Here is a 15404-nt window from a genome sequence, read left to right as displayed (position 1 = left end):
TTTTTTTAAGATATGATCTGCGAACATAATTGTTTTGTTTCTTTTATTGGCCAATTGTCTTGGTGTAAATGGCTTTCGCCAACAGCGCCTTCGTAGAGTAAGTATATTTGTCTGGCAAGAGATTTAACTTGGGCTTCTTTTACATTTTCTAAATTATTCGTAATAAGTTTTGATATTAAATCAATAAAACTATGTTTTTGCGATTGAATTTCTGCTCTTATAATTTCGTTGTCTTTCGGAATTTCAGAAACGGTTTTAATACACCAACAACCGTTAAAATCTTTATCTTTGAAAAAGAGTTCAAGAAAATCAAAAATAGCTAAAATTTGAGCTTTTCCTTTTGGTTTAGATGCGGTGTAGGCTTCTATATCTTCAATAAAACTTGTGTTTTTATATTTAAGATAAGCTAGGCAAATTTCTTCTTTAGATTTAAAATGATTGTAAAGCGTTGCTTTTGCAATACCAGCTTCTGAAATAATTTCATTGATTCCTGTGGAGTTATAACCGTTCTGATAAAATAAGAACGAAGCCGTTTCAATGATTCTATTTTTTATTTCAGAATGTTTCATACTGCAAATATATATAAATTATTTATAAACAGACAGGTCTGTCTGTTTTTTTGTTTTAAGATGATAAAAAAGGGGAATCTACATATTGTAAACACCTCCGATTCCTATATTTAAATAAGACTTTTATTTTAAAAAACTTCGAATGCCGTAGCTCGCTAAAACACCTTCGCCAGTTGCAGCTGCCACCTGTGCAATAGCACCTTCACGACAATCGCCTGCTGCAAATATACCTTTTACTGAAGTTTCAGCTAGTCCTTTCGTTTGAATAAAACCTCGTGAATCTAAATCGACTATATTTTTAAAAGATTGTGTATTTGGAATTAAACCAATAAATATAAATAATCCATCGGCTGTTAATACCGATTCCTCTTGGGTTTCATTGTCTTTTAGTTTCACGCCTTCAAATAAGCCTTTATCATCTGAGATAAATTCAAGAGATGATTTATTCATGTGAGTTGAAATATTTTCAATACTTTCTAGTTTTTCAACATAGGTTTTAGAGGCTGAAAAATATTTAGAACGATGCACTATTTTAACGCTTTTACAAAAACCAGCTAAAAAGATACCTTCTTCAAGTGCTGAATTTCCACCGCCAATAACGATAATATCTTTGTCTCTGTAAAATGCACCATCGCAAGTGGCACAAAAGTGAATACCCGATCCAATTAAGGCTTCTTCGTTTGGAATACCTAATTTTCTATAAGTAGAACCCGTAGATAACACGACAGATTTACCTAAATAGGTGTCGCCTTTTGTTTTTATTGAAAAGAGATTATCTTTTTTCTCAATATTAACAACTTCTTCGCCTGTTTTAATCGTGGCTCCGTAAGTTTTGGCTTGTTCTTCCATTTTCTCCATTAATAATGGTCCTGAGATAGACTGAAACCCTGGGTAATTTTCAATTTTTTCGGTTAAAAAAGCATTGCCACCAATGGTTGATTTCTCTAAAATCAAAGTATCAAAACGATCCCTTTGTGCATATATGGAAGTGGTTAAACCAGCCGCGCCTCCCCCAATAATAATAGTGTCGAAAATTTTGTGTTGCTTTTCAATATTTATGGAAAGTAATTTGGTAAGTTCTGTGTTGTCTGGGTTGGTGTAAGGTTTGCTGTTAATTAAAACGGTAGGAATAATACGTTTACCGTTATTAATTTCTTCCACTTTTTCTGTGGCCCAATCGTGTTGGTCTACATCAATAAATTCGAAATTAATGCCATTGTCTCTCAAAAAACTTTTTGCTCGTCGGCAATCTGGGCACCAATCGGCACCAAATAATTGTACGTGGCCTACAGCATTTATTCCTAAAACGCTTGCTAACTGAATATTGTCTGGATTGGTATAAGATTTGTCGTCAATAATAATGGTTGGAATAATCCGTTTGCCATTGTTTATGGCTTCAACTTGGGCTGTGGCTTCTTTATCTAAATCGACATCTACAAAAGTAAAATCGATATTATTTTCTTTTAAATAGGCTTTAGCTCTTCTACAATCTGGGCACCAATCGGCACCATACAATAAGATGTTGTTCATGTTTTTATGAATTTGGTTAGTAGGTTTTTTATAAAATATAGCAATTTAACGGCAAATCAATTTAGGTAAATTTTCTTACAGCTCAAAATTTAATAAGGTGTAGCTTAATATGTATCATACTGAATAATGCTTAACGGAATGAATTAGAGTTTAAAGACATCATTGATTTTACCTATTTTAAATCCTTGTTCTATGACATCTTTATGAGCTTTACTATTCGTATTAATTACTGGATTTGTATGGTTGAAATGAATAAAAACGACTTTGCTTCTATCTTGCTTTTTTAGAGATTTAAACTGCTCTAAACTTTCTATAATAAATGGGTGAGCAATTTCGCTAATAGGTCTGTTGTTAATTTCTTGTCCGCTATAAAAGGTAGCATCCAAAAAGGCATAATCTACTTTTTTAATTTCATCGGTTATGTTTTTATTCCATTTAGCCCATTTGTCGATATCGGGAATAAATAGCGCCGTTTTATTAGGGCCAGAAATACGATAACCAACGGTTTCTGAAAACTCATCGCGATGCGGAACTAAAATAGGAGTAACGCTTATCGATTTGGATAATTGAACAGGTTTTTCATTTTCTAATAATTCGAGTTTTATATTGCTATTGCTTACTAATTGGCTCCACGGCCCGTTTTCAGTAAGAAATGTTTTCATGTTAGGCATAGCGTATACGGGCATATTTTTACTATTCATGGCTTCTTTGCCAAGAAACATTAAACCTGTATAGTGCCCTATATGGGCATGTGTTAAAAAAATACCATCTGCTAATTCTTGCTCTGTTTGCTTGTTATATTTGATAAGCATTTTCATTTGAGTTGCAATATCTGGCGTTGCTTCAAAAAGATAACTTTTATTATTTTCGGTATCAATTAATCCTAATGAAACTATTTTTCTAGTAGGGTCTGGATTTTTAAATAGATTGACGCAACAGTCTTTTTTACAGCCAATTTGTGGCGATCCGGCATCTTGTATTGTTCCAAGAATAACAAGGGATGTATTATCTATTATTGTTTCTTCTGGGATGTTTTTTGCTAAAACTTTTTTATTGGAACAAGACAGAATAAATACTGTGAAAAATAAGATGTAATATTTACTCATTTACGATTGTACTTAATTATTTTATGATTAAAGGAAGTTACTCAAATTAATTAGTAATATCAAGTGAGTCATATAAATAAATTAATGGTTGTCTTTTAATAGTGCCTTCGGAAAATTAGCTTTAAACCTGTTTAATCTTGGTACCGATACATTACGAATGTAACCATTTTCCGGATGGCGTTTTTCATAGTTTTGGTGATAATCTTCGGCAACCCAGAACTTTTGAAACGGATAAATTTCTGCGGCAATTTTGATGTTGAGCTTTTTTTCTAAGGCTTCTTTTTTGCTTACAATAACTTGCTTTTGTGCATCGTTTTGGTAAAAGAGGATAGAACGGTATTGCGAACCTCTGTCATTTCCTTGTCCGTTAACTTGAGTTAGATTTTGAGATGCGAAATATACATCAACCAAGGTCTCAAAACTAACCACTTCGGGATCGTAAATGATTTCTACAGCTTCAGCATGTCCTGTTTTGCCGGTGTTACTGGCTGCGTAGGTTGGGTTTTTTGTATGGCCACCAGAATAGCCCGAAATGGACTCATCGACACCTTTTACGCTTTCGTATATGGCTTCTACGCACCAAAAGCATCCGCTGGCAAAGTAGGCACGAGCTTTTCCTTTTTTTATGGCAACTTCTACTGGTTGGGCTTGTTGTACGTTTTGTTGTGCTTTACTGGTTTGTGCTGTGTTTTGGCAGCTAAATAATAAGGCTAGGGCTAGTATTGGGATAATATGTTTCATGAAATATATTTTGTTCTCAGGGTTTAGACGTATAAAGTTATGAAAACTTAAAATGAGTTATGTAAAATTAATTGGCAGGTTATTTTAGAATAGGCTTTTTGATGGCAAGTTATTCTGTTTTTTAGCAATGTGGCTCGCGATAGGGATTGCAACGGTAGCTTTTGGCGAGGCGCGCATCGAGCCAAAACTTTAGAGGAAAGCCCGCCCGAAGGGATCGCTAAAAATTTAGGCATAAAAAAAAGCCTCTAGATTAACTAAAGGCTTTTTTTATGTATTGAAAATGGATTATAGTTTAGAAAACATTTTTTCCATTTTTGCTCTTTGCTCTTCGGCTAAAGCGGCGTCTACTAAAATACGTCCACTGTGCTCATCGGTAATAACCTTTTTGCGTGAAGCAATTTCTACTTGCACTTGCGGTGGAATAGTAAAGAAAGACCCTCCAGATGCACCTCTTTCGATTGGTACAACGGCTAAACCATTCTTCACGTTTTTGCGAATTCTATTGTAAGCTGCAACTAAACGAGCTTCGATTTGCGTTTTGTAATCTTCAGATTTTTGAATTAATGCTAGCTCTTCCTTTTCGGTTTCTGCTAAAATAGCGTCTAATTCGTTTTTCTTGTGTTTCAGGTGTGTTTGGCGTTCTTTTAAACGGTCTTTAGTGTCTGAAATAACAACTTTCTTTTGCTCGATTTGAACTTTGAATTCTTTAATGTGCTTTTCAGCTAATTCAATTTCTAATTCTTGAAATTCTACTTCTTTTGTTAAAGAGTTGAATTCACGATTGTTACGAACGTTTTTTTGTTGCTCACTGTATTTTTTAATTAAAGTTTTAGCTTCTTCAATTAAATTTTTCTTTCCAGTGATGTCGTTGTCTATAACTTCCAAACTTGCAACAAGTTTTTCTAATCGTATATTTAAGCCAGCAACTTCATCTTCTAAATCTCGAACTTCTAAAGGCAGTTCTCCTCGAACATTTCTTATTTCATCTATACGAGAATCAATGATTTGCAAATCGTATAAAGCTCTTAAGCGCTCCTCAACAGTTACTTCTTTCTTTTTAGCCATATTTTAAAAATACTTAACAGGATTGGTATTTATCTTTGATAAAATGATTGCAAAATTAGTGATTTTTTTTGTAAGATACACAACTAAAAGATTTTTTGTGAACTGTTCACTTTCGTAATGCCCAATATCGGCCAATAGAATTTGGTTTTCGGCCATAAAAAAGTCGTGATATTTTAAATCGGCCGTTACAAAAGCATCAGCACCAGCTGCTTTAGCGGCATTAATTGCGAAGCTGCCCGAGCCGCCTAAAACGGCTACTTTTTTTATGTTTTTATTTGTAAATGCGGAGTGACGGATAAATCCGGTGTTCATTTTAGTTTTTAAATGGCTTAAAAAGGCAGACTGTTCCATTGGGGTTTGAAATTCGCCAATCATGCCCATGCCAATATGTTGGTTTTTGTTTTCTAGGGTGGTTATTTCGTATGCTATTTCCTCGTAAAAATCCATTTTAAATAGCGTATCTAAAATTTTTGATTCTAGATGTTTTGCGAAGGTTACGGTTATTTTAGTTTCCTTGGCTATTTCTGTTTTTCCTTTTTCGCCTATAACGGGGTTGGAGTTTTCGTTGCCATTATAAGTGCCAATGCCGTTGGTATTAAAACTGCACTGGGTGTAATTACCAATACTACCGGCTCCTGCAGCAAATAAAGCGTTTCGTACGGCGTTAGCGTCATTTTCTGGAGCATAAGTGGTTAGTTTTTTTATAGTACCACTTTGTGGTGTTAAAATGTGTTGGTTTATAAGTTCGAGTTGATTGCAAATCATGTGGTTTACACCTTGCGAAGCGTTATCTAATGCAGTGTGCATACTGTATATGGCAATATCGTTTTTAATAGCTTTTAATACCACGCGCTCGACATAGTTTTTGCCGGTTATTTTTTTTAATCCTTTAAAAATAATAGGGTGGAAGCTTATTATTAAGTTGCAATTTTCGGCAATAGCCTCGTCTACTACGGCTTCTAAAGTATCTAAAGTAACTAAAACACCGGTGAGCTTGGCATGTTTATCACCAACAAGAAGCCCTACATTATCAAAGTCTTCGGCGTAAGCCAATGGCGCTAATTCTTCTAAATGATTTATAACGTCTTGAATAATCATATTTAATTAAGTTTTACTTCAAAGATAAAATAATTACTTTCGTTGTGATGAAATTATTAAGATACCTTTTGTTTCCCGTGATGCCCATTTATTATTTGGTGACTTGGTTGCGGAATAAGTTGTTTGATTTAGGCTTTAAAAAATCTAAGTCTTACGATTTTCCGGTGATTTGTGTAGGGAATTTAAGTACGGGAGGCACCGGAAAAACACCAATGATTGAGTATTTGATTAAGTTGTTGAAGGCAGACTTTAAGATTGCTACATTGAGTCGAGGATATAAACGAAAAAGTAAAGGGTTTCAGTTAGGAAATGACAACGCTTCCGCGGAAGTTTTGGGCGATGAGCCTTTTCAGTTTTACAATAAATTTAAGGACGACGTTTTGGTGGCAGTGGATGCTGATAGGCAAAATGGAATTGAAAAGTTGATGGCTTTGGGAAATACACCTGATGTTATTTTGCTAGATGATGCTTTTCAGCACCGAAAGGTAAAAGCGGGTTTTAATATATTACTTACCACTTATGAGAATCCATATTTTAAGGATGTGGTTTTACCAACCGGGAATTTACGAGAACCTAGACGTGGCGCAAATAGAGCACAGGTAATTGTGGTGACTAAATGTCCGAGTAATTTATCTGAAAATGAAAAACAACAGATTTTCAAATGTATTGCTCCTAATAAAAATCAACAAGTATTTTTTAGTGCTATTACTTATGCCGATTGTTTATTTTCTGATAAAGAGCGCTTAGAGATTAATGCATTAAACACGTTTACTTTGGTTACAGGAATTGCGAATCCGAAACCTTTAGTTGATTTTTTAGAATCTAAAAACTTAAAGTTTGAGCATTTAAATTTTAACGATCATCACGATTTTTCTGAAATTGAAATTGAAGAACTTAGCAAAAAAGAATTAATTCTTACTACTGAAAAGGACTATATGCGCCTTAAAGATTACGCATCTTTAAAGGGTAAGTTGTTTTACTTACCAATAACCGTTTCTGTTGATAGGGAAGCCGAATTTATACGTGTTTTAAAGTTGTATTTAAAGGCTTAAACCGATGTAGAGGTATCTTTTTTAGAAGACAATGCATTGTAAAGCTTTTTCTCAAACTCATCTTGTTTGAAAGGTTTTGGTATGATATCCGTAAAACCAGCTTCGTCAAATTCATGCATTTTATCTTCAATAGTTACGGCTGTAAGCGCAAATATGGTTAAATCTTTATCGAAGGTTCTAATAATTTTTGTAGCTTCAATACCACTAATTCCTGGCATATGAATATCCATTAAAATGATGTTGTAATCGTTCGACTTTATCATTTCAACAGCTTCTTCTCCGTTATCAATAATATCACAATGCAGATCCATTTTAGTCAGAATCTTTTTTGTAATCATTTGGTTGATTTTGTTATCTTCAACTACTAATATTTTGACATTCTTTAAGTCTAATTCCTCAGAATTTCCTTTAAAATAAGTTGTTTTCACTTCTACGGCTTCTTTTATGGTGCTGTATTCAATAGGGATTTCGAAATAAAAAGTGGTGCCTTTTCCGAGTTCACTTTTAAGGTAAATTTGCCCTTTTAAAATTTCAATTAAACCTTTTACAATGGATAGACCTAAGCCTGTTCCACCGTATTTTCTATTAATTTGAATAGAGCCTTGAGAGAAACTCTCAAACATGTGATCTTGTTTTTCTTGGGTAATACCAATGCCATTATCTTCTATTTCAAAACGAAGGGTGTAGATTTTATCCACCTGATCGATTTTGTAAACACGAATCCATATATCACCATCTTTGGTGAATTTAATAGAATTACCAACTAGGTTTATTAGAATTTGAGATATTTTTAACTGATCGGCAATAAAGTTTTCTGGCAAATCTTTATCGTACTCAAAATGTAGTTTAACATTATTGTCTTCCGCAGAATTACTTAGCGCTAAAACAATATTATTTATTTTTTTATTTAGGTTGAATGGTTCTGGCTCTAAATCTACTTTATTGGCTTCAATTTTGTTAATTTGAAGGATGTCATTAATAAAAGTGAGTAGATAATCTCCCGAAAATTTAAGCGATTTTAAATGCTGAATTTGTTCTGGTTTTGGATTTTCTTCCAATAGCATATTACTTAAACCAGTAACGGCATAAAGGGGCGTTCTAAGCTCGTGCGTTACAGTGGATAAAAAGTTGGCTTTGGTTTTAGAGGCAAGCTCTGCTTTTTCTTTAGCTAAAATAAGTTCTCCGTTTTTTCTGTGGAGCATATTATTTGTCTTTAAACGTATGTTGTTGTTTTTATATAACGACAATGTTAGTAAAGATAGTATAGTAATTAAAGCGACACTTAAAATTGAAATTAGCGTATTAAAACTATTTTTATCTTCTTGTTTCGCTAATTTTTCGGCAGTTTTTTCTAATTCCTCTTTAGTGTTTTTATAAGTTATACTTATTTCTTCACTGTTTAACGTGCTGCTATTTAGGTTTTTAATGGAGTCTGTGAGGTTGAGATAATCTTTTAAATAATCTCTAGAACGTTTATAATCATTTAGACTATTATTAATATCGCTTAAAACTAAATAGGCTTCGGTGCGCTGCGGAATAAGTTTAAGGTCGTTTGCTATTTCAAGGCCTTGTGTTGTGGTCTTTAAGGCTTTTGCTTGTTGGTTTAGCTGGTCGTAAACTTTACCTAAACTAATAGAGGCTTTGCTTTGTAGTAGCTTGTTATTATTTTTTAGAGATAGTGCTAGGGTTTGCTCTAAGGTTGTTCTAGCTTTTTCGTAATTGTTTAAAAGAATATACGCTTTTCCTTCTAAAAGTAAGGTTTCGGTAAGTTTGTTTTCTAAACCTTCTTCGGAAAACAAGTTTTTAGATGAAATAAAATAATCTAAGGCTTTTTTGTAGTCTTTTTTATGTAAAAAAACTTCGCCTAAAACACTGTAAGAATGGCCTAAATTGGCATTGTCTTTAATTAAACGTTGTAGCTCTATAGATTTGTTTAATGCAATAATAGCATTCTCGGTTTTACCTTTGTGAAGCTCTAATTGGCCTTTGAAAATGTAAATAATCCCGATGCTTTTTTTTATGTCATCTTTTTCGGCAAATTTTAAGGCTTGATCTAAATGCGTTAATGCGTCTTTATAATTTTGATTTTCAAATGATGATTGTGCTTGCTTAATAAAGTAATCTATCCTATTTTTATTAAGCTCTGGGTCGGTATCAATAGATTCTTGAGACCAAAGTACAGCGCTAAAGAGCATTGCAAGAGCAATTAGATAGTGTTTAATTTTGAACATACAAACATGAGTTACAAACAAATATAACTATTTGTTCGATAAAAGTTTACTTTTTTCAGTTAAATTACATATTAAGTCAATAATTCTTGATGAATACCCAGTTTCATTATCATACCAACCAATAATTTTCACCATGTTTCCGATGACTGAAGTCATTTGTGAATCGAAAATACAGGAGTGCGTATTGCCAACAATATCAATGGATACTATCGGATCTTCAGTGTATTCTAGAATGCCTTTGTAATTGCTTTTTGAAGCTTCTAAAAAAGCAGTATTTATATCACTGATAGTTACGGTTCGTTTTACGTTGAATGTAATATCTGTTAAGGAGCCATTGATAACTGGCACACGAATGCCACAGCCACCAATAACGTCGGATAATTCTGGGAATATTTTAGTCAATGCTTTTGCTGCTCCTGTTGTTGTTGGAACAATAGATTGGCTTGCCGCTCGAGAACGGCGCAAGTCTCGGTGTGGTTGGTCATGTAAACTTTGATCGGTTGTGTAAGAGTGTACCGTGGTAATATAAGCTTGATTAATACCGCAAAGTTTATTGATAATATCGATCATCGGAGCAGCATTGTTGGTGGTGCACGAAGCGTTAGATATTATGGTTTCAGTGCCATCAATACTATCATCGTTTACGCCAAGTACAATAATTTTAGTGTCATCCTCTACGGGTGGAACACTTAAAATAACTTGTTTTGCTCCATTTGTTATATGAAATTGTAAATCTTCGGTTGTTTTAAATTTACCAGTTGCTTCAATTACAAAATCAATGTTATAGGGAGCCCAATCAATATGTTTCGGATGATTATTGTTTAAAAGTGCTACTTTTTTAGTATTCGCAATAATATGATTTTCATCACTAGAAACAGTTCCGTTGAAAAGTCCGTGTACACTATCATATTTCAATAAATGACTTAATGTTTTAGCATCGGCTAAATCGTTTATAGCGACAACTTCTATCTTTTTGTGGTTTTGAAGTAACCTGAAAACGCGACGTCCAATACGTCCAAAACCGTTTATAGCAACACGAATCATCATTTAGTTTATGTGTTTTTGTGCTTTGTATGACGATCTTACCAGTGCGCTACTTTCTACATGGCGGAAACCTAAATCTAACCCAATAGCTTCGTATTCTTTAAATTGATCGGGGTTTATAAATTGTTTTACCGGTAAGTGTTTTTTGCTCGGTTGTAAATATTGCCCAATAGTAACCACATCTACATCGTTGGCTTTTAGGTCGTGAAGGGTTTCAATTACTTCTTCGCGTGTTTCACCTAAACCAAGCATAATTCCAGATTTAGTTCTGCGTTGTCCGTTTTGTTTTAAGTATTTTAAAACGCCCATACTACGGTCGTATTTGGCTTGTATGCGTACCTCTCTAGTGAGTCGTCTAACGGTTTCAATGTTATGCGATACAACTTCTGGAGCCACATCAATAATGCGATCTAAATGTTGTTCAATACCTTGAAAATCGGGTATTAAAGTTTCAAGCGTGGTTTCTGGGTTCATTCTGCGAACGGCCTTTACGGTTTCGCTCCACATAATGCTGCCCATATCTTTTAAATCATCCCGATCTACACTTGTTAAAACGGCATGCTTTATTTTCATAATTTTAATAGAGCGTGCTACTTTTTCAGGCTCGTCCCAATCTACGGTTTCTGGTCTTCCGGTTTTTACACCACAAAACCCACACGATCGGGTACAAACATTTCCTAAAATCATAAAAGTTGCTGTGCCTTCTCCCCAACATTCGCCCATATTAGGGCAACTTCCCGAAGCACAAATAGTATTTAGATTGTATTTGTCAACTAAACCTCGTAATTCGGTATATTTTTTCCCTGTTGGAAGTTTAACGCGTAACCATTTTGGTTTGGGTTGACGTTCGGGTAGTATATTTGAAACTGTTTTGGTATCCATAGATCTAAAAAATGTAGACTACAAATATACAAAGTATTCTATTAAAAAAGGGTCTTGTTTTGTGATACTAAATGGATAAATAGGAGAGGAGTTGTTGTTGATAATTCTAGTAGAGTAGTGCTAAAGGTAATCAGTCAGGCTATTTTTCTTGAATAATTTCTGCAAGTAATTTTCTAGCCCTTAAAAGTTTAACTTTTACGTTGTTCATGGGCTCGTTGAGTTCTTTTGATATTTCTTTGTAGCTTAATTCCTGGAAATAGCGCAAGTTGATAATTTCTTGGTAGTGCGGTTTTAATTTTTTTATGTCGCGCAGTAATTTTGCTAAATGTTGTTTGGTTATTAATTCATCTTCAGGTGAAGGCGATTCGTCTAGAACTTGAAATGCTTTTTTATCGGTATTTGAAATGACTTGGCTAATTGAATTTTTTTCCTTCCGAAGTAAATCAATATGGATATTTTTAGAAATGGTAATCAGCCATGTTTTAAAAGTGTAATTTTCATCAAAGGTTTCAATACGGTCAAAAGCACGCGAAAATGTTTGAATGGTAACATCTTCCGCATCGTTTTCATTCTGAATACGTTTTAATTGAAACCCATAAACATCGTCCCAATATAAATGTAATAGGAAATTAAAGGCCTTTTGGTCGTTAGACTTGGCGCGTTTTATGGCTTCGTTTATTTCCAAAAATCTGGTTTTGAGATTAAGTTATTTATAAAAATGACAAATTGAGAAATGATGAGGGTAATTTCTAATACAGGAAGTAAAAGTAAAATATCTAATTCTTTTAATTTTTTCGACGAAAACCCGATAATTAGATATTGAATACTGATGCGTAATAAAAATAATCCCAAAACAAGCATCCAATTGTACGTGATTGCTAATAAAATTAAGGCCATAATCCAAAACAAAACGTTAGATAGGTAAAATAAACCCAATAGCATTTTATGTTTTGGTTTGTAAAGTTTTGCTGTTGACACGTGACGTCTTTTCTGCTTAATCCAAGCTTTAAAACGAGTTTCTGGAATTGAACTTGTAAAACTTCCAGAGGAAAAACTAATGGCTGTGTTTTTGGAGTTTGCTACTTCGTTTATAAATAAATCGTCGTCGCCCGAGCGCACTTTTATGTGTTTAATAAAACCATTAGCATTGAAAAATTCATTTTTGGTATATGCTAAATTCCGACCAACACCCATGTATGGCATACCCATTTTTGCAAAAGAAAAATATTGAACAGCCGTCATTACCGTTTCAAAACGGATGAGTTTATTTAAAAAGGAATGTTTCACTTTAGCATACCCGCCATAACCTAAAACAATTGATTTTTTATTGCTGAAATGCGCACTCATTTCCTTTATCCAAGTATTGGATACCGGTTGGCAATCGGCATCTGAAAAAAGTAAATAATCATATTTAGATGCTTTAATCCCTAGTGTTAATGCATATTTTTTGTTTCCCCAAAAAGCTTCCACATTTTTTACATTAACAATTTTTATAATGTGGTGTGCTTGTGCAAATTCTTCAATAATTTCGAGAGTGTCATCGTTTGAGTCGTCGTTAATTAAAACAATTTCAAATTCTGGATAATCTTGATTGATTATAGATGGTAGAAAGTTTTTTAAGTTTTCAGCTTCATTTTTTGCACAAATAATAACCGAAACCGGAATGTTTTTTGAAGATGGTTTCTTTTGTTTTAGAAAAGCAAAATTTCCGAAAATAAAAAGATAATAAACCACTTGAATGAAAACTACTGCAATAAATGCGTAGCATAAAAAATCAAGTAATACCATTAAATATTAAGAATGTTGAGGTTCGTTACAATCGGCATATTGTTCTGGCGTTTTTCCACAAAAACCACAAGACTCACCTTCTTTATTAAGCATCGGGTTTTGGCTAGCGCAAGTTCCGGCAAATTTTCCGTCTTTTTTTGCCCATATTTTAATGGCAATACCAGCAACACCTATGCCTAACAAAACAATAGTTATCAGTAAAAGTTTCATATTATAATGATGATTTTTAGTTTTTTATTGTAGTCGAAAAAGGCGAAATAAACTTTCAAATCGACCTTTAAACTACAGTGTAATAATTTTGCTGCAAAGATATGATTTTAACAATTAATAAAGGAATTCAAAATAAAGGAAATGTGACCTATTAAATTTATGGGTGTCTAAGATATAGTTACAGAGCGGATTACAAATATATAACCGATTTAAAATTTATTATTTATGAAAAAATTATTTGCCGAATTTTTCGGAACCTTTTGGCTTGTTTTTGGAGGATGTGGTAGTGCCGTATTTGCAGCAGGATACCCAGAATTAGGAATTGGCTTTATGGGAGTTGCTTTAGCCTTCGGTCTTACTGTTTTAACAATGGCTTATGCGGTAGGACATATTTCTGGCGGGCATTTTAACCCAGCGGTATCTTTAGGTTTATGGGCTGGTGGAAAATTTGATGCTAAAGATTTAGTGGGCTATATTGTTGCTCAGTTGATTGGTGCTTTTGCTGCAGCAGGAGCGTTGTATTTAATTTTGAGTAATAAAGCCGATTTTCAAACTATAGGTGGTTTCGCTGCAAATGGTTATGGTGAATTGTCTCCGGATGGTTATTCTATGACGGCAGCATTAATTGCGGAGTTTCTATTAACTATGTTTTTCCTTTTAATTATTTTGGGAAGCACAAACTCTAGAGCTCCTAAAGGGTTTGCGCCAATAGCGATTGGTTTAGGTTTAACATTAATTCACCTAATTAGTATTCCAATTACTAACACATCGGTTAATCCAGCGCGTTCTACAAGCCAGGCCTTATTTGCAGGAGGCGAATTTGTGGGGCAACTTTGGCTGTTTTGGATAGCTCCAATTGCGGGGGCTATTGTTGCCGGATTTATACATAAAGCATTATTCGACAAAGAATAGATAGAAATAAGCCCAGTTATAGCAGTTCAAGAGGAACTGTATAAGAGTTTATTAGTAGCAGAAAGCCTCATTTATTTATAAATGGGGCTTTTATAATTTATGATATTAATGGATTAATAAGTTTGTAGTGTTGACATAAATGCTCTTTTTTGAAGATTTAGGGAGAAATTAATGGATTCACAAAGCTGTTTTCCAGTTTGCTTTAAGGTTGAAAGTGTATGTTTAATTATAAGTTTTACAAATGAAAACGAGATAGAGCTATTAAGACTAACTCTTTTTCAAAATAGAGCATTTATATAGAAGACATAAAAAAGCCTCATTTATTTGTAAATGAGGCTTTAATGTTTAGTTTGCTTTAGTTTTGCAAAAGTATATTTTAATGTAAGCTAATTTCAGCAACCGAATTTTCTACCGAAGCTACAGTATTACCACCTTTAGGCTCTATCGTAATCGTTAATGCTAAAGCATTATCAGCGTATGGTAAATTCATTAATTTACGGTCAGCTTCATTTAAAATACCTAAACTTATCATTTTACCTTGTAACTCAGCCCATATTTGGTAACATTGTTCTTCTGGTAATTCTGGTAAAGAAACCACATCAATCATTGATGTTTTTTCTTTAGGATTTATATAAGCTACAGTTTTTAAGTTTTTAGCACGCTCGTTTCCAGAGATAATATATTTTTGGGTTTCAGGATTATTAAGCTTTAATAATTGCCTCATAACATTATCAAGCATGATGTTGTTTTGCTCAATATCACCTCTTAAGTCAAATATTTCGTCTACAACCACTTGGTTTTCCTCAGAAAGGTTTTTGTTTTGGTCATATAAAAAATAGGAGGTACCTGCAAAAAGTAAAGCAACAACACTCGCGGCAACGGTGTATTTGTACCATGATTTATAGCGCTTTTTTGGTTGAAGCGTTATTACAGCTTTCTCGTCTAGTTCGTCTAAAATAGTATCTAAGATAAATTTAGGCGCTTCTACAGCATTTACTTTGGCAACCATTTCAAGGTTATCTTGAAGTGTGTTGTAGGCATTCTGTACTTCTGGGTATTTTGAAATATAAGATTCCACTTGTTCTGTTTCAACAGAATTTGTGTCACCTAGTAGATATTTTTCTAATAGGCCAGAACTTAAAAAAATGTTTATTTTCTCATTCATGACTTGGTTAT

The 15404-nt window shown here is 33.7% G+C and carries 15 protein-coding genes; 2 read left to right on the top strand and 13 right to left on the bottom strand.

Annotated elements, in window-relative coordinates; translation table 11 throughout:
* Nucleotides 1–5: 5 nt before the first annotated feature.
* The 6 genes from QWY92_RS11370 to QWY92_RS11345 form a co-directional block, all read right to left on the bottom strand.
* Nucleotides 6–569: a TetR/AcrR family transcriptional regulator gene (locus QWY92_RS11370; RefSeq protein WP_290271336.1), complete on the bottom strand. Its 564-nt coding sequence runs from the start codon at nt 567–569 to the stop codon at nt 6–8.
* 123 nt (nt 570–692) lie between these two features.
* Nucleotides 693–2111 (bottom strand): FAD-dependent oxidoreductase, encoded by a 1419-nt coding sequence (locus tag QWY92_RS11365; protein WP_290271613.1) that lies wholly within the window; start codon nt 2109–2111, stop codon nt 693–695.
* 131 nt (nt 2112–2242) lie between these two features.
* On the bottom strand, nt 2243–3205 hold the full coding sequence (locus QWY92_RS11360; protein ID WP_290271334.1) for an MBL fold metallo-hydrolase: 963 nt from the start codon (nt 3203–3205) through the stop codon (nt 2243–2245).
* An 81-nt stretch (nt 3206–3286) separates the two neighbouring features.
* Nucleotides 3287–3946 carry a peptide-methionine (S)-S-oxide reductase MsrA gene (msrA, locus tag QWY92_RS11355; protein WP_290271332.1) on the bottom strand — a complete coding sequence of 220 codons (660 nt, stop codon included), beginning with the start codon at nt 3944–3946 and terminating at the stop codon, nt 3287–3289.
* A gap of 285 nt (nt 3947–4231) precedes the next feature.
* Nucleotides 4232–5011, bottom strand: coding sequence for a zinc ribbon domain-containing protein (locus QWY92_RS11350; protein ID WP_290271330.1), 780 nt, complete (start codon nt 5009–5011; stop codon nt 4232–4234).
* A gap of 3 nt (nt 5012–5014) precedes the next feature.
* Nucleotides 5015–6109: a Nif3-like dinuclear metal center hexameric protein gene (locus QWY92_RS11345; RefSeq protein WP_290271329.1), complete on the bottom strand. Its 1095-nt coding sequence runs from the start codon at nt 6107–6109 to the stop codon at nt 5015–5017.
* A gap of 47 nt (nt 6110–6156) precedes the next feature.
* Between QWY92_RS11345 and lpxK the strand changes: the two genes are divergently transcribed.
* On the top strand, nt 6157–7161 hold the full coding sequence (gene lpxK, locus QWY92_RS11340; protein ID WP_290271610.1) for a tetraacyldisaccharide 4'-kinase: 1005 nt from the start codon (nt 6157–6159) through the stop codon (nt 7159–7161).
* Here lpxK and QWY92_RS11335 read toward each other — a convergent pair.
* The 6 genes from QWY92_RS11335 to QWY92_RS11310 form a co-directional block, all read right to left on the bottom strand.
* Nucleotides 7158–9392, bottom strand: a complete 2235-nt coding sequence (locus tag QWY92_RS11335) for an ATP-binding response regulator (protein WP_290271327.1) — start codon at nt 9390–9392, stop codon at nt 7158–7160. The genes lpxK and QWY92_RS11335 overlap by 4 nt on opposite strands.
* A 27-nt stretch (nt 9393–9419) precedes the next feature.
* Entirely contained in the window at nt 9420–10436 is a 1017-nt protein-coding gene (gene gap, locus QWY92_RS11330) for a type I glyceraldehyde-3-phosphate dehydrogenase (protein ID WP_290271608.1), read from the bottom strand.
* Nucleotides 10437–10439: 3 nt separating this feature from the next.
* Nucleotides 10440–11318 (bottom strand): lipoyl synthase, encoded by an 879-nt coding sequence (gene lipA / locus QWY92_RS11325; protein ID WP_290271325.1) that lies wholly within the window; start codon nt 11316–11318, stop codon nt 10440–10442.
* A 139-nt stretch (nt 11319–11457) separates the two neighbouring features.
* Nucleotides 11458–12003, bottom strand: coding sequence for an RNA polymerase sigma factor (locus QWY92_RS11320; protein ID WP_290271323.1), 546 nt, complete (start codon nt 12001–12003; stop codon nt 11458–11460).
* Nucleotides 11994–13106, bottom strand: a complete 1113-nt coding sequence (locus QWY92_RS11315) for a glycosyltransferase (protein WP_290271322.1) — start codon at nt 13104–13106, stop codon at nt 11994–11996. The genes QWY92_RS11320 and QWY92_RS11315 overlap by 10 nt, the downstream gene beginning before the upstream one ends.
* 6 nt (nt 13107–13112) lie before the next feature.
* On the bottom strand, nt 13113–13316 hold the full coding sequence (locus tag QWY92_RS11310; protein ID WP_290271321.1) for a membrane or secreted protein: 204 nt from the start codon (nt 13314–13316) through the stop codon (nt 13113–13115).
* Nucleotides 13317–13541: 225 nt separating this feature from the next.
* On the opposite strand from QWY92_RS11310, the gene aqpZ reads away from it, so the two are divergent.
* Nucleotides 13542–14228: an aquaporin Z gene (gene aqpZ, locus QWY92_RS11305; protein WP_290271319.1), complete on the top strand. Its 687-nt coding sequence runs from the start codon at nt 13542–13544 to the stop codon at nt 14226–14228.
* Nucleotides 14229–14604: 376 nt separating this feature from the next.
* Here aqpZ and QWY92_RS11300 read toward each other — a convergent pair whose 3' ends face one another.
* A complete protein-coding gene (locus tag QWY92_RS11300; protein ID WP_290271317.1) occupies nt 14605–15393 on the bottom strand; it encodes an anti-sigma factor in 789 nt (262 codons plus the stop codon).
* Nucleotides 15394–15404 lie beyond the last annotated feature (11 nt).

This window comes from Algibacter miyuki (assembly GCF_030409805.1).
Taxonomy (GTDB): Bacteria; Bacteroidota; Bacteroidia; order Flavobacteriales; family Flavobacteriaceae; genus Algibacter; species Algibacter miyuki.
Note: the sequence above shows the minus strand (reverse complement) of the source record. Positions and strands in the feature narration are given on the sequence as shown.